Origin of the sequence: Sinorhizobium chiapasense (assembly GCF_045277575.1) — a bacterium.
Lineage (GTDB): Bacteria > Pseudomonadota > Alphaproteobacteria > Rhizobiales > Rhizobiaceae > Ensifer > Ensifer chiapasense_A.
The window spans coordinates 132,217-158,526 of the sequence record NZ_CP144206.1; the positions used below are offsets into that span (position 1 = coordinate 132,217).

The 26,310-nt window shown below is 62.3% G+C and carries 29 protein-coding genes and 1 pseudogene; 19 read left to right on the top strand and 11 right to left on the bottom strand.

Annotated features, from left to right (window positions below):
* Window positions 1–4 precede the first annotated feature (4 nt).
* Entirely contained in the window at window positions 5–1,621 is a 1,617-nt protein-coding gene (locus QM996_RS19555; RefSeq protein ID WP_334197731.1) for a benzoate-CoA ligase family protein, read from the bottom strand.
* A 328-nt stretch (window positions 1,622–1,949) separates the two neighbouring features.
* On the opposite strand from QM996_RS19555, the gene QM996_RS19560 reads away from it, so the two are divergent.
* Complete coding sequence (locus QM996_RS19560) at window positions 1,950–2,780, top strand: hormone-sensitive lipase (RefSeq protein ID WP_334197732.1); 831 nt, start codon at window positions 1,950–1,952, stop codon at window positions 2,778–2,780.
* A gap of 63 nt (window positions 2,781–2,843) precedes the next feature.
* On the opposite strand, the gene QM996_RS19565 is transcribed toward QM996_RS19560, so the two are convergent.
* Window positions 2,844–3,737, bottom strand: a complete 894-nt coding sequence (locus tag QM996_RS19565; RefSeq protein ID WP_334197733.1) for a DMT family transporter — start codon at window positions 3,735–3,737, stop codon at window positions 2,844–2,846.
* A gap of 360 nt (window positions 3,738–4,097) precedes the next feature.
* Between QM996_RS19565 and QM996_RS19570 the strand changes: the two are divergent.
* The 6 genes and pseudogenes from QM996_RS19570 to QM996_RS19595 all read left to right on the top strand — a co-directional run.
* Window positions 4,098–4,241: pseudogene (locus tag QM996_RS19570) on the top strand (sorbosone dehydrogenase family protein); the annotation flags it as partial.
* A 108-nt stretch (window positions 4,242–4,349) separates the two neighbouring features.
* Window positions 4,350–4,868, top strand: coding sequence for an SRPBCC family protein (locus QM996_RS19575; RefSeq protein WP_334197734.1), 519 nt, complete (start codon window positions 4,350–4,352; stop codon window positions 4,866–4,868).
* Complete coding sequence (locus QM996_RS19580) at window positions 4,852–5,181, top strand: ArsR/SmtB family transcription factor (RefSeq protein ID WP_334197735.1); 330 nt, start codon at window positions 4,852–4,854, stop codon at window positions 5,179–5,181. Before QM996_RS19575 ends, QM996_RS19580 begins: the two co-directional genes overlap by 17 nt.
* 401 nt (window positions 5,182–5,582) lie before the next feature.
* Window positions 5,583–7,109: a sensor histidine kinase gene (locus QM996_RS19585; RefSeq protein ID WP_334197736.1), complete on the top strand. Its 1,527-nt coding sequence runs from the start codon at window positions 5,583–5,585 to the stop codon at window positions 7,107–7,109.
* Between the two features lie 2 nt (window positions 7,110–7,111).
* Window positions 7,112–7,489 (top strand): response regulator, encoded by a 378-nt coding sequence (locus QM996_RS19590; protein ID WP_334197737.1) that lies wholly within the window; start codon window positions 7,112–7,114, stop codon window positions 7,487–7,489.
* Between the two features lie 136 nt (window positions 7,490–7,625).
* Window positions 7,626–8,210: a cysteine hydrolase family protein gene (locus tag QM996_RS19595; protein ID WP_334197738.1), complete on the top strand. Its 585-nt coding sequence runs from the start codon at window positions 7,626–7,628 to the stop codon at window positions 8,208–8,210.
* Window positions 8,211–8,256: 46 nt separating this feature from the next.
* On the opposite strand, the gene QM996_RS19600 is transcribed toward QM996_RS19595, so the two are convergent.
* Window positions 8,257–9,459, bottom strand: coding sequence for an MFS transporter (locus QM996_RS19600; RefSeq protein ID WP_334197739.1), 1,203 nt, complete (start codon window positions 9,457–9,459; stop codon window positions 8,257–8,259).
* Between the two features lie 140 nt (window positions 9,460–9,599).
* Between QM996_RS19600 and QM996_RS19605 the strand changes: the two genes are divergently transcribed.
* Together QM996_RS19605 and QM996_RS19610 are read left to right on the top strand one after the other, a co-directional pair.
* The gene (locus QM996_RS19605) at window positions 9,600–10,163 is read left to right on the top strand and encodes a TetR/AcrR family transcriptional regulator (RefSeq protein ID WP_334197740.1); all 564 of its coding nucleotides are present in this window, start codon (window positions 9,600–9,602) and stop codon (window positions 10,161–10,163) included.
* 112 nt (window positions 10,164–10,275) lie between these two features.
* Window positions 10,276–10,707, top strand: a complete 432-nt coding sequence (locus QM996_RS19610; RefSeq protein WP_334197741.1) for a CHRD domain-containing protein — start codon at window positions 10,276–10,278, stop codon at window positions 10,705–10,707.
* 18 nt (window positions 10,708–10,725) lie between these two features.
* Here the strand turns inward: QM996_RS19610 and QM996_RS19615 are convergent, their stop codons facing one another.
* The 7 genes from QM996_RS19615 to QM996_RS19645 all read right to left on the bottom strand — a co-directional run bounded on the left by QM996_RS19615 (window position 10,726) and on the right by QM996_RS19645 (window position 16,378).
* Window positions 10,726–11,541 carry a carbohydrate ABC transporter permease gene (locus tag QM996_RS19615; RefSeq protein WP_334197742.1) on the bottom strand — a complete coding sequence of 272 codons (816 nt, stop codon included), beginning with the start codon at window positions 11,539–11,541 and terminating at the stop codon, window positions 10,726–10,728.
* On the bottom strand, window positions 11,538–12,479 hold the full coding sequence (locus QM996_RS19620; RefSeq protein WP_334197743.1) for a carbohydrate ABC transporter permease: 942 nt from the start codon (window positions 12,477–12,479) through the stop codon (window positions 11,538–11,540). Before QM996_RS19620 ends, QM996_RS19615 begins: the two co-directional genes overlap by 4 nt.
* Entirely contained in the window at window positions 12,476–12,622 is a 147-nt protein-coding gene (locus QM996_RS19625) for a hypothetical protein (protein WP_334197744.1), read from the bottom strand. Before QM996_RS19625 ends, QM996_RS19620 begins: the two co-directional genes overlap by 4 nt.
* A gap of 65 nt (window positions 12,623–12,687) precedes the next feature.
* A complete protein-coding gene (locus tag QM996_RS19630) occupies window positions 12,688–14,028 on the bottom strand; it encodes an ABC transporter substrate-binding protein (RefSeq protein ID WP_334197745.1) in 1,341 nt (446 codons plus the stop codon).
* 328 nt (window positions 14,029–14,356) lie between these two features.
* A complete protein-coding gene (locus tag QM996_RS19635; RefSeq protein WP_334197746.1) occupies window positions 14,357–14,734 on the bottom strand; it encodes a hypothetical protein in 378 nt (125 codons plus the stop codon).
* Between the two features lie 10 nt (window positions 14,735–14,744).
* Window positions 14,745–15,659, bottom strand: a complete 915-nt coding sequence (gene yghU, locus QM996_RS19640; protein ID WP_334197747.1) for a glutathione-dependent disulfide-bond oxidoreductase — start codon at window positions 15,657–15,659, stop codon at window positions 14,745–14,747.
* Between the two features lie 245 nt (window positions 15,660–15,904).
* Window positions 15,905–16,378, bottom strand: a complete 474-nt coding sequence (locus QM996_RS19645) for a VOC family protein (RefSeq protein WP_173519006.1) — start codon at window positions 16,376–16,378, stop codon at window positions 15,905–15,907.
* Window positions 16,379–16,701: 323 nt separating this feature from the next.
* Here QM996_RS19645 and QM996_RS19650 point away from each other — a divergent pair, with 323 nt between their 5' ends.
* Window positions 16,702–17,433 carry a glutathione S-transferase family protein gene (locus QM996_RS19650; protein WP_334197748.1) on the top strand — a complete coding sequence of 244 codons (732 nt, stop codon included), beginning with the start codon at window positions 16,702–16,704 and terminating at the stop codon, window positions 17,431–17,433.
* Between the two features lie 48 nt (window positions 17,434–17,481).
* Here the strand turns inward: QM996_RS19650 and QM996_RS19655 are convergent, their stop codons facing one another.
* Complete coding sequence (locus tag QM996_RS19655; protein ID WP_334197749.1) at window positions 17,482–18,453, bottom strand: alpha/beta fold hydrolase; 972 nt, start codon at window positions 18,451–18,453, stop codon at window positions 17,482–17,484.
* A 197-nt stretch (window positions 18,454–18,650) separates the two neighbouring features.
* Here QM996_RS19655 and QM996_RS19660 point away from each other — a divergent pair, with 197 nt between their 5' ends.
* From QM996_RS19660 to QM996_RS19700, 9 genes are all read left to right on the top strand, one after another.
* Window positions 18,651–19,121 carry an Rrf2 family transcriptional regulator gene (locus QM996_RS19660; protein WP_334197750.1) on the top strand — a complete coding sequence of 157 codons (471 nt, stop codon included), beginning with the start codon at window positions 18,651–18,653 and terminating at the stop codon, window positions 19,119–19,121.
* A gap of 101 nt (window positions 19,122–19,222) precedes the next feature.
* A complete protein-coding gene (locus QM996_RS19665; RefSeq protein WP_334197751.1) occupies window positions 19,223–19,549 on the top strand; it encodes a GNAT family N-acetyltransferase in 327 nt (108 codons plus the stop codon).
* A 69-nt stretch (window positions 19,550–19,618) separates the two neighbouring features.
* A complete protein-coding gene (locus QM996_RS19670; RefSeq protein ID WP_334197752.1) occupies window positions 19,619–20,503 on the top strand; it encodes a helix-turn-helix domain-containing protein in 885 nt (294 codons plus the stop codon).
* Between the two features lie 183 nt (window positions 20,504–20,686).
* Entirely contained in the window at window positions 20,687–22,891 is a 2,205-nt protein-coding gene (locus QM996_RS19675; protein WP_334197753.1) for a TonB-dependent siderophore receptor, read from the top strand.
* A gap of 141 nt (window positions 22,892–23,032) precedes the next feature.
* Entirely contained in the window at window positions 23,033–23,356 is a 324-nt protein-coding gene (locus QM996_RS19680) for an ArsR/SmtB family transcription factor (RefSeq protein ID WP_334197754.1), read from the top strand.
* Window positions 23,353–23,763, top strand: coding sequence for an SRPBCC family protein (locus QM996_RS19685; RefSeq protein WP_334197755.1), 411 nt, complete (start codon window positions 23,353–23,355; stop codon window positions 23,761–23,763). Before QM996_RS19680 ends, QM996_RS19685 begins: the two co-directional genes overlap by 4 nt.
* Before the next feature lie 46 nt (window positions 23,764–23,809).
* Window positions 23,810–24,025 (top strand): hypothetical protein, encoded by a 216-nt coding sequence (locus tag QM996_RS19690; RefSeq protein ID WP_334197756.1) that lies wholly within the window; start codon window positions 23,810–23,812, stop codon window positions 24,023–24,025.
* 312 nt (window positions 24,026–24,337) lie between these two features.
* A complete protein-coding gene (locus tag QM996_RS19695; protein WP_334197757.1) occupies window positions 24,338–25,144 on the top strand; it encodes a phosphate/phosphite/phosphonate ABC transporter substrate-binding protein in 807 nt (268 codons plus the stop codon).
* Between the two features lie 221 nt (window positions 25,145–25,365).
* On the top strand, window positions 25,366–26,292 hold the full coding sequence (locus tag QM996_RS19700; protein ID WP_334197758.1) for a fatty acid desaturase: 927 nt from the start codon (window positions 25,366–25,368) through the stop codon (window positions 26,290–26,292).
* The last annotated feature ends 18 nt before the right edge of the window (window positions 26,293–26,310 follow it).

A 26,310-nucleotide genomic window follows, 5' to 3' on the forward strand; every position in this document is an offset into this window, starting at 1 on the left:
GGTTTTAGTTCTCCCGCAATCGGAACCGCTGGATCTTGCCCGTGGCTGTTTTCGGCAGGCTGTCCAGGAACTTTACCGATCGCGGATATTTATAGGGCGCGATCGTTGCCTTCACGTGATCCTGCAGGCGCTTGATCGTCGCGGCGTCTGCCGAAACGCCTGATACCAGCACGACATAGGCCTCGACGATCTGGCCACGATCCGCATCGGGCGCGCCGACGACGGCACATTCGGCGACTTCCGGGTGGGAGATCAGGGCCGCCTCGACCTCGGGGCCGGCGATGTTATAGCCGGCGGTGATGATCATGTCGTCTGAACGGGCGGCGAAATGGAAGAAGCCGTCTTCGTCCTGGTAGAAGGCGTCGCCGGTGAGGTTCCAGCCCTCGCGAACATAATCGCGCTGGCGGCTGTCGGCCATGTAGCGGCAGCCGGTCGGGCCGCGCACGGCAAGCTTGCCGATCGTGCCGCGGGGGACTTCGCGCATCTCGTCGTCGACGATCCGGGCTTCATAGCCGCCGACGGGTTTCCCGGTCGAGGCGGCCTTGCGGTCCTCGAAACGGTTGGAAATGAAGATGTGCAGCATCTCGGTCGCACCGATCCCGTCGAGGATCGGCTTGCCGGTCTTTGCGGTCCATTCCTCGAAGACGGGTCCCGGCAGCGTCTCGCCCGCCGAGATCGCCACGCGCAGGGAAGAGAGGTCGGCGCCGTCGTCCATCGCCTTCATCATCGCCCGATAGGCGGTGGGGGCGGTAAACGAGATCGTGGCTTTGTACTTCTCGATGATCTCCACCATGTTGGCGGGCGTCGCGTGCTCAAGCAGCGTTGCCGCCGCCCCGAAACGCAAGGGGAAGATCGCAAGGCCGCCGAGGCCGAAGGTGAAGGCGAGCGGCGGCGAGCCGACGAAGATGTCGTCGGGCGTGACCTCAAGGACTTCCCTGGCGTAGCCGTCGGCGATTGCAAGCAGATCGCGGTGGAAGTGCATGGTTGCTTTCGGGATCCCTGTCGTGCCCGAGGTGAAGCCGAGCAGTGCCACGTCGTCGCGGCCGGTATGCACCGCCTCGAAGACCACCGACTTGTCGAGCGCGATACGGTCGAGTTCGGCGTCGTGGTTCGCGGTCCCGTCGAAACCGACGACCTGTTTCAGATAGCGGCTGTCCTTGGCGCAGGCGATCATCTCGTCCATCAGGCGCGTGTCGCAGAGCGCCAGGCCGATCTCTGCCTTGTCGACGATCTTCGTCAGTTCGCCGGCGCGCAGCATCGGCATGGTGTTGACGACGACCGCGCCGGCCTTTGTCGCCGCCAGCCAGCAGGCGACCATGGCCGGATTGTTGGCGGAGCGGATGAGCACGCGATGTCCTGGCTTTACGCCGTAGTTCTCGACGAGCGCATGGGCGAGCCGGTTTGTCCAGTCGGACAGTTCCTTATAGGTTCGGTGGCGGCCGTTACCGATCAGCGCGGTATGGTCGCCAAAGCCCTTGGCGACCATGGCATCCGTCAGTTCGACGGCGGCGTTGAGGTGGTCCGGATAGTCGAAGCCTTCGAGAAGGAAATCCGGCCATTCTTCCGGTGGCGGTAGATGGTCGCGTGTGAATGTATCGACGTGCGAAGTCGGTCCAAGCATGTGGCGGCTGTTCCCTTGTTCAGTTCCTGCCTGTTGCGCAGGCATTTTTCAAAGCCGGCTAAATTTCTTGCGGTGGTGCGGAGCCCTGCCGTGCGAACAGGTTGCAAGCTGCGCCGCATCGTCGCCGATGGGCTGCGCCGTCGCTGCGACGACCCCAATGATCGTGATGGGCACAGCGAGACCTCCACTTCTCGGCTGAACATGGGGCAGCATCGCACCAGTCCAAAATTATTTCAAGCCTAAAGTTTTTTCCATTGATGCCATTGCGTTTCTCACTTGGGCAGGTGATTTCTATGCGTGGGGAGACATCGAAGGGAGGATTGCATCGATGCTGGAACACCGTGTTTCCGATTGGAACGACGCCTATGCCAATGGCGTGAACATTGCGCGAGGCGATCGGTGGCCGGAGGCATGGGCGGGGCCGGCCGAGGCATTCCGCAACGCGCTTTCAGCAGCCGGGCTGGCCAAGCTTGACGTTGCCTATGGTGAGCGATCCAGAAACCGCATGGACCTGTTCTTCCCGGATGAGGCGGCGAAAGGTCTGGTCGTTTTCGTCCATGGTGGATTCTGGTTGCAGCTCGACAAGAGCTTCTGGTCGCATCTTGCCGCCGGCGCCGTCGCCCATGGCTATGCCGTTGCCATGCCGTCCTACACGCTCTGCCCGGAGATCCGCATTGCCGGGATTGTCGGGGAGGTCGCGGCGGCCATCAGCGAAGCAGCAAAACTGGTCGAAGGCCCGCTGATGCTGACCGGCCATTCGGCCGGCGGCCATCTCGTCAGCCGGATGATCACGGCGACCGCGCCGCTTGCACTGGATGTCCAGGAGCGCATCCGCAACGTCGTCTCGATCTCGGGCGTGCATGACCTGCGCCCGATGATGTCGACCGGGATGAACGAGAAGCTGGCGATCGATGAGGCGGAGGCGCTCTCGGAGAGCCCGGCGCTGCTGCGGCCAATGCCAAATGCCCGCATCACCTGCTGGGTTGGTGGCGGCGAGCGCGCGGAATTCCTGCGCCAGAATGCGCTGCTTGCCAACATCTGGACAGGGCTCGGGGCGACGACCGCGACCGTCGTGGAGCCGGACAGGCATCACTTCAACGTCATCGATGGCCTTGCCGATGCCGCGCATCCGCTGACGAGAACCTTGCTTTCGGTGTGAGCGCGGCGCCGGACCAAGGGGGCGTATGGTCGCGAAGCCCCGCATCCACCCGACTGGTGCATGTCAGCGAATGAAGATCAGCGCCATGCCGAGAACGACGAGGGCAGCCCCGGCCCAGGCTCCAGCGGCAGGCCGCTCGCCCGTCCTCAGCCAGAGCATCGGCAGGATCATGACCGGCGAGGTCGCCGACAATGTCGATACGATGCCCACCTTGCCGCCTGAAAGCGCGAAGAGCAGCAGCGTCATCCCCATGCCAAGAGCGAGCACTCCGGTCAGCGCCGTCATTGCGGCAACCTTCAGCGTCAGTGGCGCCCTCGGCTTGACCGATGGAATCGGTAGCTGAATCAGGATGCTCAGGCAGAAGGCCGCAATGCCGACGCGCAGCATGGAGGCGACAAAAGGATCGATGCCGGCGGCCATGACCGGTCGCACGATGATCGAGCCGATCGCCTGGCCGGTGGCTGCGCCGAGCCCGAGCAGGACGCCGATCCAAAGCGGCCCCTTGACCTTTTCCCATTCGTGAATCTGCGCCCGGCGCTTGCCGAAGAGAATGGCGAGGAACACGCCGGCGGCCGTCAACGCGATGCCTCCAACCGCTGTGGGGGACAGCGTTTCGCCGAGTACCAGCCAGCCGAGAAAGGCGGTGATCGGCGCGTTGAGGGCGAAAAGGATGCCGGCGCGGCGGGGACCGAGCCGGTTGAGCGCGGCGAAGAGCAGCGTGTCGCCGATGAAAATGCCGATCAAGCCGGACAAAAGCAGTGGGGTGATGCTTGCGGCATGAAGCTCGCGCCACGTCCCGGTGGCGAGCACATAGATTGCGAGGAGCCCTGTGACGAAGACCTGCCGAAGGCGGTTGAAGGCGGGTGCGCCGAGATGGCCGGCCGGCCCGGCCGAGATCAATCCCGTCAGGGCCCAGCAGGTCGCCGCCCCCAGCGCGGCGAGTTCATGAATTGGCATGATGTTCCGATCGGTAGACTGCGGCTTGCGAAAGAGCTCTCCTCGGCCTCCGTTAAAGCTCGAGCAAATGGCGTTCGTCCAGCGCTTTTTCAGCCGCATCAACAAGGTGTTTCGTCCTTAGTGGGGACGATGCGGCCTCGTTCATCGCGGTTGCCGGGCGTAAGCAGGCGATATGTCCAGGGTTTGCGCGCTGACGTTGATTGCGAATGCGTTTTTCTGCACTTTTCTTCAGGCTCTCGGAACGCCTGAAGCCGGCTGTCGTTAGGTTCGGACATCAAAGGAATCCGCCATGAAAAAGCTTCTGATCGCCCTTCCGGCTCTTGGCGTCGTTGCGACTGCTGGCGGCGTGGGCCTCGGTTACCTGTCGCGGCACTGACGGGATTTCTGACCGACGACGGTAAGGCACTGGGGCGGCCGGTCGGTATCGCGATCGCCCGTGACGGCGCCCTGTTGGTTGTCGATGACGTTGGCAACCAGGTGTGGCGGCTGGCCCCCGCATCCTGAGCGATCTCGCGGCGCAGGGTCGGCGGACATTATGTGCAACTATTTGGTTGCGCATCTGTTGGTGGCCGCTATACTTGCAACCAAATCGTTGCACGAAAGGAAAGCGTTATGAGCTCATTCGATCGTATCGAGAAGGCAATCCTGCTGCGCGCGCCCATCGAGCGCGTCTGGCGGTCGATAACCGATGTCTCGGAATTCGGGCAGTGGTTTGGCGTCGAGCTGAACGAGCCTTTTGCTCCAGGACGGGCGGTAACCGGCTCATTCAAGGGAGAGTTCAACGAAGAGCATATTGCGAAATACCAGGCCTCGATGGGTCTCGAGCCGGCACCGATCCGCCAGCCCGAACCGAATGCCGTTTTCTGCACCGTCGAGGAAATGGATGCGCCGCGGCTTTTCAGCTTCCGCTGGATACCCTACGGCCTCGACGCCGAATGCGACCCCGCGCGGGAGCCGACCACGCTCGTCGAATTTCGGCTGGAGGCGGTCGCCGGCGACACACGGCTGACGGTCACGGAATCAGGCTTCGAAAACGTGCCGGCGCATCGGCGCAAGCGCGCATTTCTCATGAATGACGGTGGCTGGAGCGCCCAGATTGAGAACATCAAGCGCCATGTCGAACACGCCTGAGCGGGAACTGGCGGGCGTCTTTGCGGCGCTCGGCGATACGACCCGCCTTGCGCTGGTCACGCGGCTCTTGGCCGCCGGTGCCCTGACGGCAACGGCACTGTCCGAGGGGCAGGCAATCACCCGGCAGGCGATCGTGAAACACCTGCGGGTGCTGGTGACGGCAAGGCTGGTGGTGCACGAGCGTCACGGTAAGGAGGTCCTCTATGCGGTCGATCCGCGCCGCCTTGAAGAGGCGCGCGCATTTCTCGAGGCGATCGCAGAGGGCTGGGACAAGGCGCTTGGCCGGCTCAAGTCGCTTGTCGAGGCGCCCTGAGGCGCGATGTGCGTTCGGCCCTGATGGCCGGATCAAAGTGCGTGTCGGCAACTTGGCCGACCTGGCCGGTGATCCGGTCCGACGCGTCGGAGAGGATAAATACTGCGGCTGCGATCCGATGATTGCCGACGGCCTTGAATAGGTCTTTCGCGACGGACCACCTGGCGACAGGCGCCGGGAACGTCTGTCTCGGCGCTCGCCCGCCCGGGTCGCGCGTCGCACTTGTCCGTGATTGGTCCGATCGGCTGTCCCGGCAGGCTTGAAATCGAAGCGCGCCGCTACAGTTGTTTTCTTTTGGTCACCGGCGTGCGTGGACGGACCAATCTCACAAATGGCATTCGTGATCGCAGCCTTCCAGCGGTGGTTCCGGCAGACCTCTCGCCGGGACTCGGGGTGCAGACATGAGGCAAGGTTCGTCCGGCGTCGATAGTTCCTGGATCAAGAAGGCCGACGAACTGGCGGCCCTCTTTCAGTTCACGGATGCCCTCTACCGCGCCAATTCGATCGCCGACATTTGCGATGCCACATTCGATGCGATCGAGCGGGCCTTGCGCTGTAGCCGCGCCTCCATCCTGCTTTTCGACCAAGAGGGGGTGATGCGTTTCGTTGCGTCGCGCGGGCTCTCGGAAGGTTACCGCCGGGCTGTTGACGGTCACTCGCCGTGGAGGCCTGGTGACCGCGACGCCGCCCCGATTTTTATCGGTGACATAGAGCTTGCCGACGAGCCTGAGGCGCTCAAGGACACCATAAGACGCGAGGGGATCCGCGCGCTGGCCTTCATTCCCTTGACCGCCAACGGCGTGGTCATTGGAAAGTTCATGACCTATCGCGAAGTCGTGCACGTCTTCACGGAGGAGGAGGCCGTTCTCTCCCTGACGATCGCACGACAATTGGGCTTCAGCATCGAGCGTAGACGGACCGAGGAGGCGCATCAGCGTGCCGAGGAGGGACTTCGCCGCAGCAATGAGCGATTGCGGATCATCCTCGACAGCGCCAGTGAGTATGCGATCATCACGCTCGACGGTGCCGGACGGATCGCAAGCTGGAACAGTGGCGCCGAACGACTGCTCGGTTATCGCGAGAGCGAGATACTTGGCCAACCCGGCGGCATTTTCTTCAGCCCTCAAGACCGAGCGTCGGATGTCCCCGACCAGGAAATGCGAACGGCGCGCGAGGAGGGCCGCGCGACCAGCGAGCGCTGGCACTATCGCAAGGATGAATCCCGTTTCTGGGGTTCTGGCGTCATGCTTCCGGTCGAGGGGAGCGGACCGGACCGCTACCTCAAGATCTTCAGGGACCGAACCGAGGAGCGCAGGGCGGAAAAGCGCCAGAAGCTGCTGATCGGTGAACTCAACCATCGTGTGAAGAACACGCTGGCAACCGTGCAGTCCCTCGCTGAACAGACGCTGAAGAGCGCGGATACGCCGGAAGCCTTTGCAGACGCTTTCAACAGCAGGCTGCTTGCCCTTGCCAAGGCGCACGACCTGCTCACGCGCGAGGCATGGCAGGCGGTATACCTCAATGACATTGCCCAAGCCGTTCTCGCAGCCTGGATCGAAGATGGGCGCGTGTCTCTTCAAGGACCTGCGATCCGCATCAGTCCCAAACAGGCCCTCGCGCTTTCGATGGCGTTCAACGAATTGCTGACCAACGCGATCAAATACGGCGCTCTATCGAACGGCAGTGGCCGCGTTGTGCTGTCGTGGCAATGCAACGACGCATGTTCGGTCCGGTGGGAAGAGCGCGGCGGACCATCGGCGTCACCTCCGCAACGCCAGGGGTTCGGGCTGCGCGTTCTCAACCGCGGGCTCGCCAGCGAACTCGGACACCCCGTCGATCTTCGGTTCGAGCCGGCGGGTGTCACCTGCACGATCGGGATGGATTTCGTCGACGGGCGACGCGCCGGCATGGACGACAGGGGGGAATGACCATGTCTGCGATTTTGGCGGGACGCCGGATACTTGTCGTCGAAGACGAGATGCTGGTGGCCATGTCGATCGAGGACACCTTGATCGATGCCGGCGGCGAGGTGGTTGGCCCCGCGCCCACCGTGGGGCGGGCATTGGGGCTGCTGCAGGACGAGGCCAAAATCGATGCCGTCGTGCTGGATATGAACCTCCAGGGACACAGCGGGCTTCCGGTCGCGGACGCATGCGATGAAAGATCGATCCCCTTTCTCATCCTTAGCGGCTATGGCGATACCGCTCTCAGCGGGACACGCCATGCGGCCCCGATCCTTTCCAAGCCCTTTGCGAGCGCGGTACTGGTGAAGGCTCTCACGACGCTTTTCGAAGGCAGCCGCTCATGATGGGCCCGGGCAGCCTGGCTGGTGGCGCCTGCATCGATTGCCTACAGCCCTGAGAAGGAACCGCATTTCATCCCGCGGGTTGGGTCGTCGGACCCAAATGCATCGGATGGCGCAATGTGTCGGGTGGATTGTGATCATGAACGCGGAACGCTGGATTCATATTTGCGTCGACATGCAGCGCATGTTCAACGAGGAGACGCCATGGCAGGTGGACTGGATGGCGACGATCTCGGACCAGGTGCTGGAGGTCGCCGGTCGTTTTCCTGATCGCACTGTCTTTACCCGGTTCATTCCGCCAAATTCGCCGGCAGAAATGCCGGGCATGTGGCGGTCCTATTATGAAAAATGGCCGATGATGACAGCGACACGGCTCGACCCGGGCCTGCTCGATCTGCTTCATCCCTTGCAGCGTCTGGTGCCGCCTGCCCGGGTCCTCGACAAGCGCACCTATTCGCCCTGGCTAAGCGGCAAGCTGGAAAGCTTGCTCGCTCATCAGGGCGTCGGAACGATCGTGGTGACGGGCGGCGAAACGGATGTCTGCGTCCTGGCGACCGCGCTCGGCGCGATTGACCTTGGCTACAAGGTGATCCTGTTGAAGGACGCCGTCTGCAGCTCCGTCGATCAGACATACAATGCAGCGCTCGACCTCCTCGGCAATCGCTTCTCGGTTCAGCTGGAGATTGCGACGACGCAGGAGTGGCTTTCGCTGGCGCGGGCATAGACGCCGCCATTTGGGAGCCTCTGCGAATACCCCCTCGCGCCACAGGTCAGGCCATGCTCGGCTCCCTTTCCGAAGACGCCCGGCTGGCAATCAGGCCGAGGATACCCACGCCGATGATCGCTGCCGCATAGATGTCGGTCGTGAGCTGGTAGCCCAGCGCCTTCGCCAGGAAGCCGGCGAGAATTGCTGGCAGGCTGAACGCCAGATAGCTCTGGATGTAGATGGTGGATAGCAGCCCGGCGCGCTCGTCGGCTTTTGCCAGCGGCATGACCGAGCCGAGCGTGGCGAGGAAGCTCGTGCCGAAACCCATGCCGGTGAGAAGCGTGCCGACGATCAGGACGGGCACATAGGCGAGGTGGGTTCCGGCGACCACGGTCAGCATGCCGAAAGTCGTGCTCAAGACTCCGAAGGTCAGGTTTGCCTGAGGATTGCGGGCGCGGCGGAGGAAGACGGCGAACGCGCCGGCCGCCATCAGCGCCGCGACGACGGCGCCCCCGGTCAGCGGGTTCTTGCTTCCCGTGGAGGCGACGACCAGCGAGGGGACGAGCGAAAGGTAAAAACCCCCAAGTGCCCAGTTCGCTATGTTGATGGGGGTGACGAGCGCCAGCGGCCGCTTGGCGCGCTGCGGAATGGCGATCCGCGGCATGAGCGAGGATAGCGCTCCGGGGCGGCGCGAACCGGTTTCGGATATCAGCCAGATCGTCGCCGCCTGCACCAGGAAGCCGGCGAACAGCAGGACATAGACGAGATGAAGCGGAAGGGGGCCGTACTGGATCAGCGCGCTGGTGCCGAGCGCCCCGACCGCCAGGCCGATCAGCGGTGCGAGCGAGTTTACGAGTTGCCCCCTGGCGTGGTCGACATCGACGAGTGCCGCACCGATCGAAGCGCCGGCGACGCCCGTCGCAAGACCCTGCACGATGCGTGCCGCGATCAGCCAGTGGGTTCCGTCGGCGAGCACGAACAGGGACATTGCCGCCATCTCGACGAGCAATGCTGCGAATATCACCGGCTTGCGCCCGAGATGGTCCGAGATCGAACCGGCGATCAGCAAGGCCACGAGAAGTGCGAAGGCATAGACCGCAAAAATAACGGTCATTTCCACCGGGCTTGCGGCGAAGTTCTCCTGATAGAAACGGTAGAGCGGGGTTGGGGCCGAGGAGGCGCCGAAGAATGTCGCGAGCGTGACGGCGTAGAAGGCGATGGGACCTGCCGGGTGAGCGCTCTCTCTGGATTCGGAGGAGGAAGACATCTATATAACCCTTAAAGCTAAATCGTTGCGTTTGGCAGATTTAGGTGTGCGCCGCGTTAAAAGCAAATAATTTGCTTTTATGCTGTTGTGAGAATTTCTGAAGCATCGGCCACGGCCGAAGAAAGACGGGGTTGGAGCGAATGGCGGCAAGGGAAGGCCCGCGGCCGGGCGGACGAAGCGCCCGGGTTCAGGCATCGGTTCACAGGGCCGTGCAGACCTTGCTGGCGACGCACGAGCGCACCGAGGTCACGGTTCCGCTGATCGCGGCGGAAGCGGGCGTTACGCCTTCGACAATCTATCGCCGTTGGGGCGACCTGCAGGAACTGCTCGCCGATGTCGCGGTCGAGCGGCTGCGCCCCGACATGGTGCCTGTCGACACCGGACGTTTTGGCAGTGACCTGATGGCTTGGGCCGAGCAATATGCCGAGGAAATGTCCTCGGGGCCGGGTCGCGAGATGATCCGTGATGTGCTTGCGGCACAGGATGGAAGCGGGGCCTACCAGTGCTGCAACTTTACCCGGCAGCAGATCGAAACGATCGCCGAACGCGCCGAGGAGCGCGGTGAAGTCTTTCCGGATGTTGACACCGTCATGGACGGCGTCGTCGCGCCGATCATGTATCGGATCCTCTTTGGCGGTGCGCCGGACGCCGCGCATGTCGAGCGTCTGGTGAGGGCGTCGCTGGTGGCGAAACCGGCGCCTTGAGGCGTACCGGTTTTAAAGAGCGGTAATACCCGCATCCCGTCACAGGCTGTGAATCGGAACTTAAACCGGTGCTCAGGGTTGGGAGGCCTGCTCAACCCTGGGAGGATGCGAGATGAGACCAATCCACAAGAGTTCCCTTCTGGCTGGCCTTGCCGCCATAGCGATCATGGCCGCCGGCGGTGTTTCGGCCGAAACCTTGAAGTTCAAGGCGGATATGACGGGATCGAGTGAGGTGCCGCCCAATGAAAGCGCGGGCAAGGGCATGGGCGAAATCACCCTCGATACAACGTCGAAGAAGCTGACCTGGACCGTGACGGCCGATGGCCTGTCGGGGGATGCTACCGGCGCCCATTTCCATGGTCCGGCGGCCGCGGGCGAAAACGCCGACCCGGTCGTCGATATCTCGACCTCCATGAAATCGGGCTCTGCCGAACTCACCGATCAGCAGCTCGCCGATCTGCAAGGCGGCAAGTGGTACCTCAACATCCACACGGCGAAATTCCCCGACGGCGAGATCCGCGGCCAGGTGGAGAAGGCGCAGTAAAGGCCGACGACCTTCCGCCTACTTCACAGCGCCATGGGCCAGCCCGCTGACCAGATAGCGCTGCATGAACAGTGCGATCAGATAGACCGGGGCGATGCCCGCCAGAGAGGCCGCAGCCATCTGGCCGAAATTCACCAGCCTGTCGCCCTGGAAGAGCGAAATGCCGACTGGCAGCGTTCGCGTGGCATCGGAGAAGGTGAAGGCCGAAGCGAAGAGGAACTCGTTGTAGGCGAGCACCGTGACGATGATAAAGGTTGCCACGATGCCCGGCGCGATGATCGGCACCACGATCTGCAGTAAAATGCGAAGGGGCCCGGCTCCGTCGATGGCGGCGGCCTGCTCGATCTCGATCGGCATCCGGCGCAAGAATGGCGTCAGCAACCAGAAGGCGACGGGTACGTTGGCGAAACCGTAGATGAGAACCAGACCGGGGCGCGTGTCGAGGAGACCGCTCGCCTTCAGCAGGAAAAACAGCGGGATGAGTGCCACGATCGGTGGTGCCATGTAGCTTGAGAGCGTTACGTCCGAAAGCCATCGCCCGCCGATCTTCAGCCGCAGCATTGCGTAGGCTGAAGGCAGCGTGAGCGCGATGGTGAGCGATCCGGCAACGAGCGATACAATCACGGAATTCACTATGAAGCCGACGACATTGGCCGCTTCGAAGGCCGCCGGCCAATTGGCAAGCGTCGGCGCCGTCGGCCAGAAATGGCCGTTGAGCACGTCGTCCTTCGTCTTCAGGGAGACGGCGAGGAGATAGAGGAAGGGCAGGGCGAAGAAGCCGACGATCGGTGCCGTTGCAAGGCCCAGCCAGAGATGGCGTGCGACGAGCTTCATAATTCGCGCCTTTCGAAATGCTGATGGAGACGCACGACCGGCAGCGTCGCCAGCCCGATGACCAGCGCATAGATCATCGTTTCGGCGGCCGCCCGACCGACATCGAACTGCTCGATCGCCCGCCTGTAGATGGAAAATCCGGCCGATGTCGTTGCAAAACCCGGCCCGCCGACGGTGAGGATGTAGACGAGGTCGAACAGCTTGAACGAGAGGATCAGTTTCAAGAGATAGATCGACGAGAGCGGCGCGGCGACGAGTGGCAGCGTGATGTGCCAGAAGCGCTGCCAGCCATTCGCGCCATCGACGAGTGCCGCCTCCCGGACCCCTTCCGGAATCGTCGAAAGCGCCGCGAAGCAGAGGATGACGATGAAGGGCGTCCATTGCCAGAGGTCGGCGACGGCGATCGCCAGCCAGGCGAGCAGCGGGTGGCCGAGGAACGAGATCGGCTGGGAGATCACGCCGTAGTGTATCAATGTGCCGTTCAGCAACCCGCCCGCCGGCGCGAAGATCAGCTTCCAGGCGATGCCGACCATGACGGGCGGTGTCATCAGAGGCAAGAGCACGAGGCTCATCAGGAAGCGGCCGCCTTTCAGCAGCGACGTGAAAAGCAGCGCGATCAGGAAACCGAATGCGAGTTGCAGCAGCGACGTCGAAAACGCATAGGCGACGCTTCTGCCGATCGCCGAAAGGAACACCGGATCCTGCAGCGCCGTTGCGAAATGCTTGATGCCGACGAAGCCGCGAAACGGTTTTCCAAGCGTGCTCTTGCTGAAGGCGAGACCCAGCAGGAAGACGGTCGGGTAGAGCGTCGTGACGGCCAGCGCGAGCACGACGGGGGCGATCCATAACGCTCGGCCGAAGCGTGCCGATAGCGTGCCTCGGCGCCAGGTTTTTCGGATCGCGTCCGGGCCAAGGGCGTCGAGGGTGAAGGCGGTCATGCGGCCTTAGCCAGAGCCGGCCGTGTCGGCCCGCTGCCGGCCCGTGTGGTGATCAGCATGTCCTCGATGTCATCGAGGTCACCAGGTGTGATCTCGAATTCACTGCGGCCGATTCTGCGCTTCCGCGAGGTTTGCGTGGTCATGATTTTTCACCTCTAAAGAGAAGAGGGGGCGCCGCCGGGAGGAAGCGAGCGCCCCCAGCGAGCAATCAGCCGTTGGTCTCGATGATCTCGGTCCAGGCCTGATGGGCATCGGCGATCGCCTGTTCTGCGGTTTTGGTGCCGGCGAGCGCCAGCGCCAGCTCGTCGGTCAGCGCGTTTTCGAGCTTCGGCGCATAAACCGCCGTCGGCCAGGCGAGGCTGTTTTCCAAGGCGCCGTCGTCGAGCAGCGGCTGTACGAGCGGCTGGAAGGCCTTGAACTTCTCCGACTTCAGGCCCGACTGGCGATCCGGGTCGATGCCAGAGCCGGTCAGCGCCAAGAGCTGCTCGTGATAATCCCTGCCGGTGGCAAGCTTGATCAGGTCCCAGGCGACATCCTTGTTCTTGGATCCGCTCGTGATTGCAAAGCCGAATCCGGCATTGAAGGCGAGCCGCGGCGTCTTGTTGCTGCCACCGGTGGGGATGCGGGCCACGCCCCACTTGTCGACGATCTTCGAGCCCTTGGGATCCTGGGCGTAACCGCCAAGGTCGGTCCAGAAATCGATCTGCGCCGCCTTGCCGTTGAGGAATGCGGGCAGCCCCTCTTCGAAGCGGGTTTCGAGCGGGGTCGGCAGCGCATGGGGTGCCGAGGCGAGCAGCGATTTCAAGGCCTCGACGGCCTCGGTGCTGTCAAGCGCGGAGGTGCCGTCCGGCTTCAGGAAGTTGCCGCCGAAGCCGGTCAGGCGGTTGGCATAGGTGGAGAGGATGATAACCGGGATCTTGGCGCCCAGAACGGCCGCGCCGTAGATGCCGTTCTTCGCTTCGGCCTCGGTGATCACCTTGGCGTTTTCATTGTATTCGTCCCAGGTGGAGGGCGCCTTCAGGCCATAGCGGTCGAAGAGCTCACGATTGTAGAACAGCAGGTGGCTGTCGCCGTCATAGGGCAGGCCGTAGCGGCGGCCATCATGCAGCGTGTACTGGTCGTAGATGGTCTGGATGAAATCGTCCGGCTGGATCTCCGCCTTGTCGCGCTCGATCAGGTCCGTCACATCCTCGATCACGCCATCTTCGGCGAGCTGGCCCTTGTAGGTATAGAAATAGTCGATGACGTCGAACTGGTTCGCGCCCGATTGCACGTCCAGTGTCGCCTTGACGCTGACCTGGTCATAAGGGACCGCCGTGACGTTGACTTTGGCGCCGGTTAACCTCTCGAAATCCTCGGCGATCTTCTTGCCGGTGACCACATGCGGCTGGATGATCAAGAGATTGATCGTGCGCCCGGCGTATTTGTTGCCGGAGGCAAGCGCCGTCGATGCGACAAGCGGCGCGATGAAAGGCAGGGTCCCCGCGGCGGCAAGCGATTTCAGCACGCTGCGGCGGCGGTAGGCCTGGCCGAAAATGGAATTGGACATCGGATCCTCCGTCGAGATCTGGGTTCTGGCGGTCGGCGCGCGCCAATCCGTCGGCCGTTGGTCAGCGCCGCGTGACCTTGCTTCAGCATCATGGAGGAGAAGATGATCTCTATATACATATAATCCATATATTTTATGGATTATATGAGAACGATTTTCCTGCAACGAACCGTCGTCCAGGGTAGGAATTTCTCAGCCGGTCCGATCGTTGCGTCCCTGCTGTGGGAGCGCTGAAAGCCGCTCCAGTCAGCTCGTTGGGTCTACGCGGAGGCGGCGGAAAAGCCGATTGGGCCTCGGCGACCAGATGCTCAAGGCCCAAACGCGGCGGTCACACCTCGAATACGGCCTCGAACGACTCCGGGAAGCTCTGACGGGCGACCCTTTCATCGATCACCAGCAGGGATTCGTAGGACAGCGGATCGAAGTCCTTGTCCGCGGCCACGACCTCGCGGCCGAAGAGAAGGCAGAGGCGGGCGGCGTCGAGATTGCCGCGCTCGAAGGGTTCCGCGCCGAAGTAATGCCAGAGAGCATGCAGGAAGGCGGCGTCGATCCGGTGTTCCGCCGTGCCTGGGCGGCCGCGACGCGGTATCGCCTTGAGCGGCGTTACCCCGCGCGGATTGGCCCGGCGAATGGTGAACTGGATGCCGGTGCCCGGCATGCCGGACGGAAAGCCCCGGTGTTTGTTCATGTCGGGCAGGTTTGCCATGCGATCCTCCTCAGGCCGTCTCGGCCTGAGCGATCTTGTCCTGCGTCTTCGTCTCGAAGTCGGAGGCGTCGTGGCGCTCGTGCAGCTGTTCCGACGGATCGCCGCTCAACCGGTTGACCATGCGACCGCGCTTGACCGCCGGGCGCGCGGCAATTTCGGCCGTCCAGCGCTGGACGTGTTCGTAGCTCTGGACCTCGAGGAAGGTGCCGGCGTCGCCATAGGCCTGGCCGAGCGCGAGGTTGCCGTACCAGGGCCAGGTGGCCATGTCGGCGATGGTGTATTCGGAGCCCGCCAGGAAACGGTGGTCGGCGAGATGACGGTCGAGCACGTCGAGCTGGCGCTTCACCTCCATCGCATAGCGGTCGATGGCGTATTTGATGTGCATCGGCGCATAGGCGTAGAAATGACCGAAGCCGCCGCCGAGGAAGGGGGCTGAGCCCATCTGCCAGAACAGCCAGTTGAAGGTCTCGGTGCGGGCACGAAGCTCGCTCGGCAGGAAGGCGCCGAATTTTTCTGCGAGGTAGGTGAGGATGGAGGCCGACTCGAAGACGCGGACCGGTTCGCCACCGCCTTTCGGCTTACGGTCCAGCAGCGCCGGGATCTTGGAGTTGGGGTTGACGTCGACAAAACCGGATCCGAACTGTTCGCCATCGCCGATACGGATCGGCCAGGCATCATATTCGGCGCCCGAATGGCCGGCGGCCAGAAGCTCTTCGAGCATGATCGTGACCTTCACGCCATTCGGAGTCGCGAGCGAATAGAGCTGCAGCGGGTGCTTGCCAACCGGCAGGTCCTTGTCGTGGGTCGGCCCGGAGATCGGGCGGTTGATGCTGGCAAACGCGCCGCCGTTGCTTTTGTCCCAGGTCCAGACCTTGGGAACTTGGTAGCCGGCAGGGAAATTGTCAGCGGGAGATTTTTCGGTCATGAACTCTGTCCTTGTCGTCTCAAGTGCACATCCAACGGGCAAGCAACGTCACAAAGCATCCGATGTCGGCCAGCTGCTTCGCGCAGTTCTATACCGTCCTTTCGCCGCCTTCCAGAAAAACGGTTTCACTTCGTGCGCACGCACTAGCATGCAAGTCTCGCAGACGCGCGGCTTTTTCGACGTGCGCGCGTCCGCTCTGGTCGGCTAAGAACGCCGTTGGCAGGATGGCCCGTCGTGGCGGAGCTTCAGCCGCGCCTTGCCGCTTCGATCGCGGCCACGTCGATTTTCCGCATGTCCATCATGGCCTCGAACGCGCGCTTCGCCTCGCCGCCGCCGGCGGCGAGCGCTTCCGTCAGGACGCGGGGCGTGATCTGCCAGGAGATCCCCCATTTGTCCTTGCACCAGCCGCAGGCGCTCTCCTCGCCGCCATTGTTGACGATGGCGTTCCAGTAGCGGTCGGTCTCTTCCTGATCGTCGGTCGCGATCTGGAACGAGAAGGCCTCGTTGTGCTTGAACATCGGTCCCCCGTTGAGGCCGAGACAAGCGACACCGGCAACAGTGAACTCGACCGTCAACACATCGCCCTCCTTGCCGGACGGATAGTCGCTGGGCGCCCGGTGCACCGCCGTCACGCGACTGTCCGGAAAGACTTCGGCGTAGAAGCGTGCGGCCGCTTCGGCATCCTTGTCGTACCAGAGGCAGATCGTGTTCTTTGCCATAAGCTCTTGTTCCTTTCGCGCTGAAGACCTGCGGCCCTCTCCATGGGGTCTCCTACGAAATAGGTAGTCTCCCGGTTTTCTCCAGCCCGAAAGTGCTCATGCGCTCTGCCGAGCCCGCATGACGAGCTCCACCGCTTTGCATTTTGCGCGCGTTCGATCGGAGCGCCATCCGTTGGAAAGCCGGGCCGCGATCCCTGGTTGGGCGGCGATCTGACTCCCGGCAGTCAGCGTCTACACACGTAGACGATAAGTCCAAGTCTGGCCGGCTACAGAGATAGCGTCCACAAAGTTACATCCATGGCACCAACCATGGAGAAACCGACATGCACTCTATCTCTGAACCGATCTTCACCGCGGGCTTTCCGCTTGGCAGTTCCGCAGGACTTGTCACTGCGTTCGAATGGCTCGGCCAACCCTACCGCCTCACCCGCGTCGACATGCTCGGGGAAATGCGCACCGAGGCCTATCGGCGGCTGAACGGTCGGGTCGAAACCCCCGTACTGGTCAGCGAGGAAGGCCGTGTCCTCACCGAAACGATGGCGATCGCCTTGTGGCTGGAGGGACGGGACCGAGAGCGCCGCATCAGCTTCGCGCCCGGAACGTACGAAGCTGACCGGATGCATCAGTTCATCGCCTTCCTCAACACCGGCTTCACCGGTGCTTTCTTCCCCCTGTGGGTGGCGCTGGAGGCGGAGGAGGTCACGGAGGATTATCGCCACACGCTCCGCGCCGCCGGGCGCGAATTTGTCGGCAAGCGCCATACGCAGCTCGAGACAATGATGGGCGACAGCGACTATCTGCTGGGCGACTGGCCGACGCTCGCCGATGCGGTGTTCGTTGGCGTCGCGCGCTGGGTGGATTTTCACGAGGCGATCGATCCGCAGGACTATGAGCGGAACTACCCCCGCATCCACGCGCTGCGCAAACGCATCGAGGCAGATCCCGCCTTCCGCTTCGCGCTGGCGATCGAGGACGGAAAGTCGGCTTCCGGTAACGGCTCGATGAAAGGGCTCGTTCCGCTTGAGGTCGTATTGCGCATGACCGGCGCGCTTTGATCCGATGAGGTTGTGCACCGACGAGCGCGGCGAGCAACTCACTGACCGTCAGATACGCCGCGCGAAATCGATGATGGCGTCGCTCACGAGGCCCGGACGTTCCTGCGGCAGCCAATGTCCGCTGCCGGGCACGACGACCTTGTCCAGGAGTTGGGGAACGAGGCCGGGCATTGCGTCGATGATGTTCTGCATTCCCGGGATGCTGAGCCCGGTGTCCCGCTCGCCGGCCATGAACAGGGCGGGTACATCGACCTTCATGCCGGCGAGCGACGCTTGCAGTTGCCAGTTGCGATCCAGGTTGCGGTAGTAGTTCAGGCCACCGCGAAAGCCGGAGTGGGCGAACGCCTGCGCATAGGCGTCGAGGTCGGCGGCCGACAGCCAGTCCGGCATTTTATGCGGATCAGGAAGAGCCGCGAGCAGTCCGTCGCGCCGGGAAACCATCCCGAATGGATTTGGCGTCTGATCCCCGGCTTGCCGCGGGCCGGCGTCTCCGGAAGCTGCAAAGAGAATTTTCCTTAGCGTCTGCCGAATGTCCCGCTCCAGCTCCACCTCGGCGATACCGGGCTCCTGGAAGTAGAGCGCGTAAAGCTGTGCCTTCTCGGTCTGCGGGAAGATCCGGCTCGGCGGCTCGGGCGGAGGAGCCATCATCGGCACATTGATCGCTACCACGCCACGGAAGCGATCCGGCCGCATTTGTGCCGCCTGCCACGCGACCGTGGAACCCCAGTCGTTGCCGACGATGAGGGCAGTCTCTTCGCCGAGCGCGTCCAAGAGCGCGACCATATCGCCGACGAGATGAAACAGGGTGTATTCATCGATCGCTGCGGGGCATTCCGTATGCCCATATCCGCGCATATCCGGTGCCACAGCACGAAATCCGGCTTTGGCCAGTGCCGCCAATTGATGACGCCAGGCGCGGGCCGTTTCCGGAAAGCCGTGGCAGAAGAGGACGAGCGGCCCTTCTCCCTGTTCGGCGACATTCATCCGGATCGTTCGCGTCTCGATGGTACGAGCAGGCATTTTCAGTCCTTCCGCTTTTGATGTAGTGCCTCGGATGGCGATCTCAGCGCTCCTTGCCGGCCACGCTGCTGCCAGCAGAGCGGCCAATATCGTCCGTCTTCGCATCCCTCGGTCCTTGATTCCGTAATTTTATAAGTTACAGAATCGGGTGAGGTCAAGAATGCGTAACAATCATAGTTACGATTTAGGGGTGGCATATGAAAAGAGATAGCCGGCTGGCGCGGATGATCCACGTGCTCATCCATATGGGGCTTCTGGGCGGGCGCGAGACTTCGGAAACCATCGCGAAAATGTTGAACACCAATCCGGTGGTCGTGCGCCGCACGATGGCGGCCTTGAAGCGCAACGGCGTGGTGGATTCCGAAGGAGGACGAGGCGGCGGATGGGTTCTGTTGCGGTCGCTGGACGACCTGACAGTCCTTGATATTCAGAAGGCGCTGGATGAAGGCGAGGTCCTGGTCGCCGGTATTTCGGAAGATCACCCCACATGTCCGGTAGAGCGGGCAGCCAATGCCGCCCTGGTGCAGGCGTTCGACAAGGCGGAAAGCGCTTTGCTGGACGAGTTCGCAAAGCTCAGGCTGTCGATCATTGCCGAACATGCGATATCGGACGAAAGACAAGTGATCCCGCCTCCCGATGGAAGAGAGGATGACGGGAAACAGCGCTGACGACACGCGCCTGATATGGCGCGGCGACTTCAACAATGCCGAGTTGAACGCCCTGCATGCCGAGTGTTTCGCAGGTTTGAGATGACGATTGGTGGAGGCAGGTGAACACCTTCAGTCTCGGCTGGGCTTGCCTGCGTCTCTCGGCAAAGCTTGCCGGTTTCGTCAATGTTGCCTGGAACGGTGGTGTGCACGCCTTTCTGTTCGACATGGTGGCCGCCCCTTGGTGGCGAAAGGGCTATGCGCGTCGGCTCGTCGAAGAGGCGGTAGCAAATGCAAGGTTGTCCGAATGGCTGCATGTCGACTTCGAGGCATATCTTCATGGCTTCTATTTTGAAGCCTGCGGGTTCGTTCCCACCGATGCCGGCCTGATACGCCCTTCGATAGGAGTCGCTGATGCGCGCCCCGTCAGGGCTTCCGTTGTGCATTAAAGGTGAGTAAAGAAGGAAGGAATTGGATCGAGGCACGGCCTCTGATTTCCCCGAGCATTTGGCCAATTGATGACGTTCCAGCCACGGATGCAGAACAAGATCTCCGGCTTCAAGGTTCTCGGCGGCTTGCGCCGCCGGGAATGGAACGGAATCATCGCCGATGTTTGGGACGTCGAATGCGAGGCGCAGGCGGGCGGCCACTATGTGTCGGATGATCCACGCATGTTCATCGTGCTCGATGCGCAGGGCGGGAGCCGCTGCAACGTCAAGCTCTCGCCCGGTGGCCCCGGGACCGTGCAGAACTATCGCGAACAGGGGCTTTCATACATCCCGGCCGGCATGGAAATCCGGGCCGATGTCGTCGATGTGCAGTACATCCGCCATCTTGATCTGCACTTCAATCTCGATGTCCTCAGCCGGCGCCTGATGGAAGATCTCGATGTCAGCCGTGGCGACACGCCACGGCTGATGTTTCACGATGAGCGTTTCCTGCAGCTCGCCCGGCTCATCGCCGCGGAGTGCCTCAATCCGCAGCCGCTGCATGATCTCTACGGTGATGGCCTGACCGTAGCGCTGTTCATCGACCTGATGAAGCTCAACCGCGCTGCACCGCGCAAACGCAGTCCACTTGCCGCCTGGCAGATGCGCCGCGTGGCTGACTACATCGAGGAGAATTTCGGCCGCAACATCCGGCTCGAGGAGTTGGCGACGCTGGCGGGATTGTCGCAATCGCATTTCAGCCATGCCTTCAAGGCCTCGACCGGCATGGCGCCGCATCAATGGCAGACGAATGCGCGTATCGAGCGGGCCAAGCAACTCTTGCTGAAAAATGACACGTCATTAACGGCCGTTGCCGTCGAGACCGGATTCTCGGACCAGGCGCATTTCACTCGGGTTTTCCGCAAGGTCGTCGGCACCACGCCGGCGCAATGGCGGCGGAGCCGCTTGGCCTGAGCAACGTCGTATGGGGCGGACAAGCGTTCGCTGTGAATAGCCCAGGATCGTTCAATTTCCGTGGATCGCTCCAAGCGTCGGCGTAATAGTTGATATAAACACTCATCTTATCTGGAGTTTGTTTTTAACGCTGCGTATCGCCTGCGGGGATTGGTGCGATGGGCGGCTCAGGGCGATGAAGAGATGATGGTGAGTGACGGGGCGGCGGGTTTGGCCGAATGGCTGGCAGGCGGGGTAGCCGGCATTGCAATTCTCGTGGCGGGTGCCGCGATCGCGCAGGATGCACCGGCAACCCGGCTGGAAAAGATCGAGGTCCAGGCCGGCGCGATCCAACACGATGCGACCGGTCCGGTCGAGGGGTATGTCACCAAGGCGACGACCACCGGCTCGAAAGCGGCAACGCCGATCAGCGAAATTCCCCAGTCCGTATCGGTCATTGGCCGCGAGGAGTTGGACGATCGCGGTGTCGTCAACAAGGTCGACGAGGCGCTTCGCTACACGCCGGGCGTGATGGCCGAACCCTTTGGCGTCGATCCGGACACGGACTGGTTCTATATCCGCGGCTTCGATGCAACGCAGACCGGCGTCTTCCTCGATGGCCTCAACCTCTTCTCCTATGGTTTCGGCGGTTTCCAGATCGATCCCTTCATGCTCGAGCGCGTCGAGGTGCTGAAGGGGCCGGCGTCGGTGCTCTATGGCGGCGCCAACCCCGGCGGCATCGTCAGCCTCATCAGCAAGCGGCCAAGTGATGACACCTCCGCCTATGTGGAGACTGGGATCAACAACAACGGCAATGCCTTCCTCGGCATCGATGTGAACCGGCCGCTGGACGATGCGATCAACTACAGCGTCACCGGCAAGGTCTCCGGCGGCGACAACTATGTGGACCATTCGGAAGACCTGCACGGCTTCATCCTGCCGCAGCTCACCTATCAACCCGACGATGCGACCAGCCTGACGGTTTACGGTCTGCTGCAGGGCCTTGATCAGGTCCACACCGGCGGCGGCTTCCTGCCCTATGTCGGCTCGGTCGTCGACGCGCCTTTCGGCAAGATCGACCGCAAGGCCTTCTTCGGTGAACCGGGGATCGATACCGGCACCTATGTCCAGCAGATGCTCGGCTACGAGTTGAGGCACGAGTTCGACAGCGGCTGGCGGTTCAGCCAGAACCTGCGCTACGGCCACCTCTACAAGCACGAGAATGGCCCGTATACCTACGGGTATTACGATCCGAGCCTGCCGTTCCCGGTTTCGCCGGTGCCGGCCACTCCCGACAATCTGCTCTATCGCCTGGGCTTCGAGGCAACCTCCAAGGTCGATGCGTTCAGCGCCGACAATCGCCTCGAGGGAGAGTTCGAGACCGGCGCCCTCGATCACACGCTGCTGGTCGGGCTGGACTACAAGCTCTTCCGCCTGGACCACGTTCAGGCATCGTCGGCGGGAACGCCGATCAGCGCCACGGATCCGGTCTACGGCGCACCACAGCCGGCCAACGCCATCTATATCAACCAGGTGATCACCCAGCAGCAGCTGGGCGTCTATGCACAGGACCAGATTCGCTTCGGCGACGGTTGGCTCGTCACGCTCAACGGCCGCTATGACTATGTCGACACCCGGACCGACAATGGGCCCACCTTCTGGGCTCCGACGCAGAATTCGACCTTCGATTATAGCGAAGGCGCCGCCAGCGGCCGCGCCGGGCTTGCTTATGAATTCGACAATGGCCTGACCCCCTATGTCAGCGTCGCTACCTTCTTCAATCCGATCGTGGCGGTGACGGCGACCGGCAATACCAAACCCGAGGAAGGCGAACAGTTCGAAGCCGGCGTCAAATACGAGCCGACCTTCTTCGACGGTGTGCTGACGGCGTCCGTCTACCAGCTGACGAAACGCAACGCGCTGGTGACCGACCCGCTGACGAGCATTTCCACCCAAACCGGCGAAGTGCGCTCCCGCGGCATCGAACTCGAGGGCAAGGTCAATCTTAACGAGAGCTGGAAGGTGATCGCCGGCCTCGATTTCATGGATATCGAGGTGACCGACGACGCAAACCGGGCACTGGTCGGCAAGTCGCCTTATCTCGTCCCCGACGCGCAGGCCTCGCTATGGATCGACTACACCGTGCAGCAGGGGGCGTTCGAGGGCGTCAGCCTTGGTGCCGGTGTTCGCTATCGCGGCGAAAGCTGGGCGGACAAGGAGAACACGGCGAAGGTGCCGCCCTCGACGGTCTTCGATGCCGGACTGCGTTATGAGAAGGACGGCTGGGGTGCCGCTCTGAACGTCACCAACCTGTTCGACAAGGAATATGTGAGCGGTTGCAGCGGCGTGCTCGTCTGCGGTTACGGCGACGCCCGGACCGTCACCTTCAGGCTCAGCAAGAAATGGTAATCTCCGACTAGCTCACCTTCCTCTCTAGCTGCCCTTGCTGCGAAGACGGACGAGACCTGCAAGCGGGTTTCGCCGCAACGCATTTGACAAACGCATAGCCAATTGGCTATACGTCATCACATAGCCAATTGGGTATGAGACATGTCGCAGTTACAGGACGCGGTATTCCGGGCGCTCGCAGATCCCACACGTCGTGGGCTCTTCGAGCATCTGTGCCGCCAGGGGGACACGACCGTCGTCGGCTTGCTGGCCGATGCCGGCGTTTCGCAGCCGGTCGTGTCCAAACACCTGAAGATCCTGAAAGCTGCAGGGCTCGTGCACGACCGGCATGAAGGCCGCTACACCTATTACAGCGCCCGACGCGAAGCGCTTGGGACCCTGGTTGACTGGACGACGGAGATGGCCGGCTTCTGGCAGGACCGCTTCGACGATCTCGATGATCTACTGAAGAGAATGGACCAATGATCGAAACAACCGAAACTACCCGCGCTGTCGTGGTCGAACGCAATTTTCCCTATCCGCCAGAGAAGATCTGGCGCGCGCTGACACAACCGCAACTGATCGCCGAATGGCTGATGCGGAACGATTTCATCCCTGAGGTCGGCCGTCGCTTTACCCTCTCCGCCGATTGGGGGCAGGTCGATTGCGAGGTTCAGACGATCGAGGCGAACCGCGAACTCGCCTATCGCTGGGATACCAAGGATCTCACCAGCGTCGTTACGTGGACCCTTGCCGCCGCCGATGGCGGCACGAACCTGCGCATGGAGCAGCGCGGCTTCAGGGCGGACCAGAAGGCTTATTTCCAGGGCGCGACCGTCGGATGGCCGCGCTTCATCACCCAGTTGGCAGAGGTCGTTGCGAAACTCGACTGATCATCGCTTGGCCTCAGAACCGCTTTTCACAATCCAGGTGCCTAGAATGACCTCTCTCATCCAGACAATCCATCGATGGGCGTCGCTGCTGTTCTCCCTGGCCGTTGCTGCGATCTTTGCCGGCATGGCTTTGGTGGTGCTCCCCGAATGGGTCTACTACCTGCCTCTGCCGCCGCTGGCCGTGCTTCTGCCGACGGGCCTCTATCTCTTCGCACTACCCTATATGAGCAAGCCGAGGGACAGGGTTCAGGCGGCCGAGTAAGGGCGTCGCGGCTGGCGGCAGCAGTCGACGCCATTCCCATCGACGCACGACAGCCACGGACCGAGATGCCCGGTTCTCAGCATGATGAATGGCCTGCGCGTGCGCGATCCGCCCCCACCGTCGGACGAGCGTGGCCGCCCTCGTCCGACGCTTCTTTTTCTCAAAGAACCGAAGACCGTCTAAGACAAGCGCGTGCGGCAATCCCCTATCCTCGAGGCGGGCCTCGGGGTCGCATAGAATTCGATTGAGAATTAAGTCTATGCAATGCATAGGATTTTCAATCGCATTCACGATGTCGCCCCGAGGTCGCTCATGCCCATCGCAAGTCTTGCCATGTATGTCAGCCCGGCGCCGCTGAAAGACGCGACGCGGTTGTTCTGGGAGGCGCTGGCGGATCGCCTTCGTGCCGTGGGGCTCGATGCGCCCGCGGCACTGCAGGAGGACATACATTATGACGAGGCCTGGCTTCGTCCCGATCTGTTGTTCGGCCAGACCTGCGGCTATCCCTATGTCCAGCGGCTGCGCGGCCAGGTGCAATTGGTGGCGACACCGGTCTACGGACTGCCGGGCTGCGATGGTCCGCTCAAATGCAGTTTTATCATTGTCAATTCCGAATCCTCTGTGCGTTCGATCGGGGATTTGCGGGGCGCCCGCGCGGCGATCAACGATCCCGGCAGCAACTCCGGCTACAACCTCTTTCGCGCCTTTGTGGCGCCCCATGCGATCGGCGGCCGGTTTTTCTCGTCGGTGCTTCAGACCGGCGGCCATGTTGCGAGCATCGACGCGGTTTCGAGCGGGATCGCCGATATCGCCGCGATCGACTGCGTGACCTTCGGCAATACCTTGCGCTTCGACCCGGATCGCGTCGCCGGCGTGCGCATCCTGGCGGAAACGAAAAAAGGTCCGGGATTGCCATTCATCACCGCCATGTCGACGCCGGCTAGGGATCTTGTGCTGCTGCGCCGCGTGCTTGCGGAAACCATCGCCGATCCGGCGCTTGCCGAGATCTGCGATACGCTTTCGCTGCGCGGCATCAGCGTGCTGGGAGACGGCGACTATGAGGCTTTGGCTGCGCTTGACCGCGATGCTGCCGGCCGGGGCTACCCGATGATCGCCTGACGGTTCATCAACTGCGATTCATCCCAACCGGTCGCGAACATGAGCGAGATGGGCGGAATAGAATGCAAATTACATAGAATAAATATTTTTTAGTTGTGGTGTTTGGCGCAGGCACTTTTCCCGCTTGCGTGGCTTCGCCGCAAAGCTATGCGGCGCGTTCCCATTGGTCGGCTTTTTATATTGGCGATTGAAATCGATCGCCTTTTCCGGCCGGAGACCCGATGTCGACTGACGCGCTGCCCCAACAATCGAGCCTATCTGCAATCGCCCGCGTCGAATGGCAGACCATTGTCCTGACCCTCGTCATCTATGGTGGCTTTCTCGCTCTGACCTGGTTCTGGCAATCGCTTCCTATTGCCGTCGTGATTGGCCTTGGCGGCTGGCTCATTGCCTGGCACGGATCGCTGCAGCACGAAGTCATTCACGGGCATCCGACGCGCAATCAGCGCGTCAACGATGCGATCGGATGGCCGCCGCTGTCCCTTTGGCTGCCCTATGCGATCTATCGCGAAGGGCACCTCGTCCACCATCGGGACGAACATCTGACGGATCCGATAGAGGATCCGGAGTCCTCCTATTTCACCCGGACTGCCTGGGAAGGCATGGGCAAGGTGGGACGGAAACTTGCCGAGTGGAACACGACCTTGCTCGGCCGGCTGACGCTCGGCCCGCTGGTCATGATCCTGAGCTTCCTCGCGCAGGAGGCGGTCCTGATCGCGCGGGGTGACTGCGCGCGGACAAGGATCTGGCGCGCGCACGCGGCAGGCGTTGCCGTCGTGCTCGTCTGGGTTGTCGCGGTGTGCGGCATGCCGCTCTGGCTCTATCTGTTCGGCTTCGTCTATGTCGGTGCGGCGCTGACGCGGCTTCGCTCCTATGCGGAACATCGCTACGCCGGCCATCATGACGAGCGGACGGCGATCGTCGAAGGCACGCCGCTCTTCGGTCTCCTGTTTCTCTACAACAACCTGCATGTGCTGCATCACCAGCGACCGGGTGTTCCCTGGTATCAGATTCCGGGCCTTTATCGCCGGCACAGAGTTGCGCTGCTGATGATCAATGGTGGCCTCGTCTATCGCGGTTATCTCGACGTGGCGCGCCGATTTCTCCTGAAGCCGCACGACGATCCGCGCCATCCGCAGCATCCGTAACTCAGGGAGCGAGTGGAA

Bases quoted from the DNA above. Each gene is read 5' to 3' on its own strand.
- QM996_RS19675 (WP_334197753.1), top strand. From the start codon at position 20,687: ATGATGGTGAGTGACGGGGCGGCGGGTTTGGCCGAATGGCTGGCAGGC.
- yghU (WP_334197747.1), bottom strand. From the start codon at position 15,659: ATGACCGAAAAATCTCCCGCTGACAATTTCCCTGCCGGCTACCAAGTT.
- QM996_RS19595 (WP_334197738.1), top strand. From the start codon at position 7,626: ATGAACGCGGAACGCTGGATTCATATTTGCGTCGACATGCAGCGCATG.
- QM996_RS19575 (WP_334197734.1), top strand. From the start codon at position 4,350: ATGAGCTCATTCGATCGTATCGAGAAGGCAATCCTGCTGCGCGCGCCC.
- QM996_RS19690 (WP_334197756.1), top strand. From the start codon at position 23,810: ATGACCTCTCTCATCCAGACAATCCATCGATGGGCGTCGCTGCTGTTC.
- QM996_RS19685 (WP_334197755.1), top strand. From the start codon at position 23,353: ATGATCGAAACAACCGAAACTACCCGCGCTGTCGTGGTCGAACGCAAT.
- QM996_RS19645 (WP_173519006.1), bottom strand. From the start codon at position 16,378: ATGGCAAAGAACACGATCTGCCTCTGGTACGACAAGGATGCCGAAGCG.
- QM996_RS19680 (WP_334197754.1), top strand. From the start codon at position 23,033: ATGTCGCAGTTACAGGACGCGGTATTCCGGGCGCTCGCAGATCCCACA.
- QM996_RS19610 (WP_334197741.1), top strand. From the start codon at position 10,276: ATGAGACCAATCCACAAGAGTTCCCTTCTGGCTGGCCTTGCCGCCATA.
- QM996_RS19585 (WP_334197736.1), top strand. From the start codon at position 5,583: ATGAGGCAAGGTTCGTCCGGCGTCGATAGTTCCTGGATCAAGAAGGCC.
- QM996_RS19565 (WP_334197733.1), bottom strand. From the start codon at position 3,737: ATGCCAATTCATGAACTCGCCGCGCTGGGGGCGGCGACCTGCTGGGCC.
- QM996_RS19660 (WP_334197750.1), top strand. From the start codon at position 18,651: ATGAAAAGAGATAGCCGGCTGGCGCGGATGATCCACGTGCTCATCCAT.
- QM996_RS19650 (WP_334197748.1), top strand. From the start codon at position 16,702: ATGCACTCTATCTCTGAACCGATCTTCACCGCGGGCTTTCCGCTTGGC.
- QM996_RS19630 (WP_334197745.1), bottom strand. From the start codon at position 14,028: ATGTCCAATTCCATTTTCGGCCAGGCCTACCGCCGCCGCAGCGTGCTG.
- QM996_RS19670 (WP_334197752.1), top strand. From the start codon at position 19,619: ATGACGTTCCAGCCACGGATGCAGAACAAGATCTCCGGCTTCAAGGTT.
- QM996_RS19580 (WP_334197735.1), top strand. From the start codon at position 4,852: ATGTCGAACACGCCTGAGCGGGAACTGGCGGGCGTCTTTGCGGCGCTC.
- QM996_RS19605 (WP_334197740.1), top strand. From the start codon at position 9,600: ATGGCGGCAAGGGAAGGCCCGCGGCCGGGCGGACGAAGCGCCCGGGTT.
- QM996_RS19555 (WP_334197731.1), bottom strand. From the start codon at position 1,621: ATGCTTGGACCGACTTCGCACGTCGATACATTCACACGCGACCATCTA.
- QM996_RS19600 (WP_334197739.1), bottom strand. From the start codon at position 9,459: ATGTCTTCCTCCTCCGAATCCAGAGAGAGCGCTCACCCGGCAGGTCCC.
- QM996_RS19635 (WP_334197746.1), bottom strand. From the start codon at position 14,734: ATGGCAAACCTGCCCGACATGAACAAACACCGGGGCTTTCCGTCCGGC.
- QM996_RS19560 (WP_334197732.1), top strand. From the start codon at position 1,950: ATGCTGGAACACCGTGTTTCCGATTGGAACGACGCCTATGCCAATGGC.
- QM996_RS19615 (WP_334197742.1), bottom strand. From the start codon at position 11,541: ATGAAGCTCGTCGCACGCCATCTCTGGCTGGGCCTTGCAACGGCACCG.
- QM996_RS19655 (WP_334197749.1), bottom strand. From the start codon at position 18,453: ATGCCTGCTCGTACCATCGAGACGCGAACGATCCGGATGAATGTCGCC.
- QM996_RS19620 (WP_334197743.1), bottom strand. From the start codon at position 12,479: ATGACCGCCTTCACCCTCGACGCCCTTGGCCCGGACGCGATCCGAAAA.
- QM996_RS19695 (WP_334197757.1), top strand. From the start codon at position 24,338: ATGCCCATCGCAAGTCTTGCCATGTATGTCAGCCCGGCGCCGCTGAAA.
- QM996_RS19590 (WP_334197737.1), top strand. From the start codon at position 7,112: ATGTCTGCGATTTTGGCGGGACGCCGGATACTTGTCGTCGAAGACGAG.
- QM996_RS19700 (WP_334197758.1), top strand. From the start codon at position 25,366: ATGTCGACTGACGCGCTGCCCCAACAATCGAGCCTATCTGCAATCGCC.
- QM996_RS19625 (WP_334197744.1), bottom strand. From the start codon at position 12,622: ATGACCACGCAAACCTCGCGGAAGCGCAGAATCGGCCGCAGTGAATTC.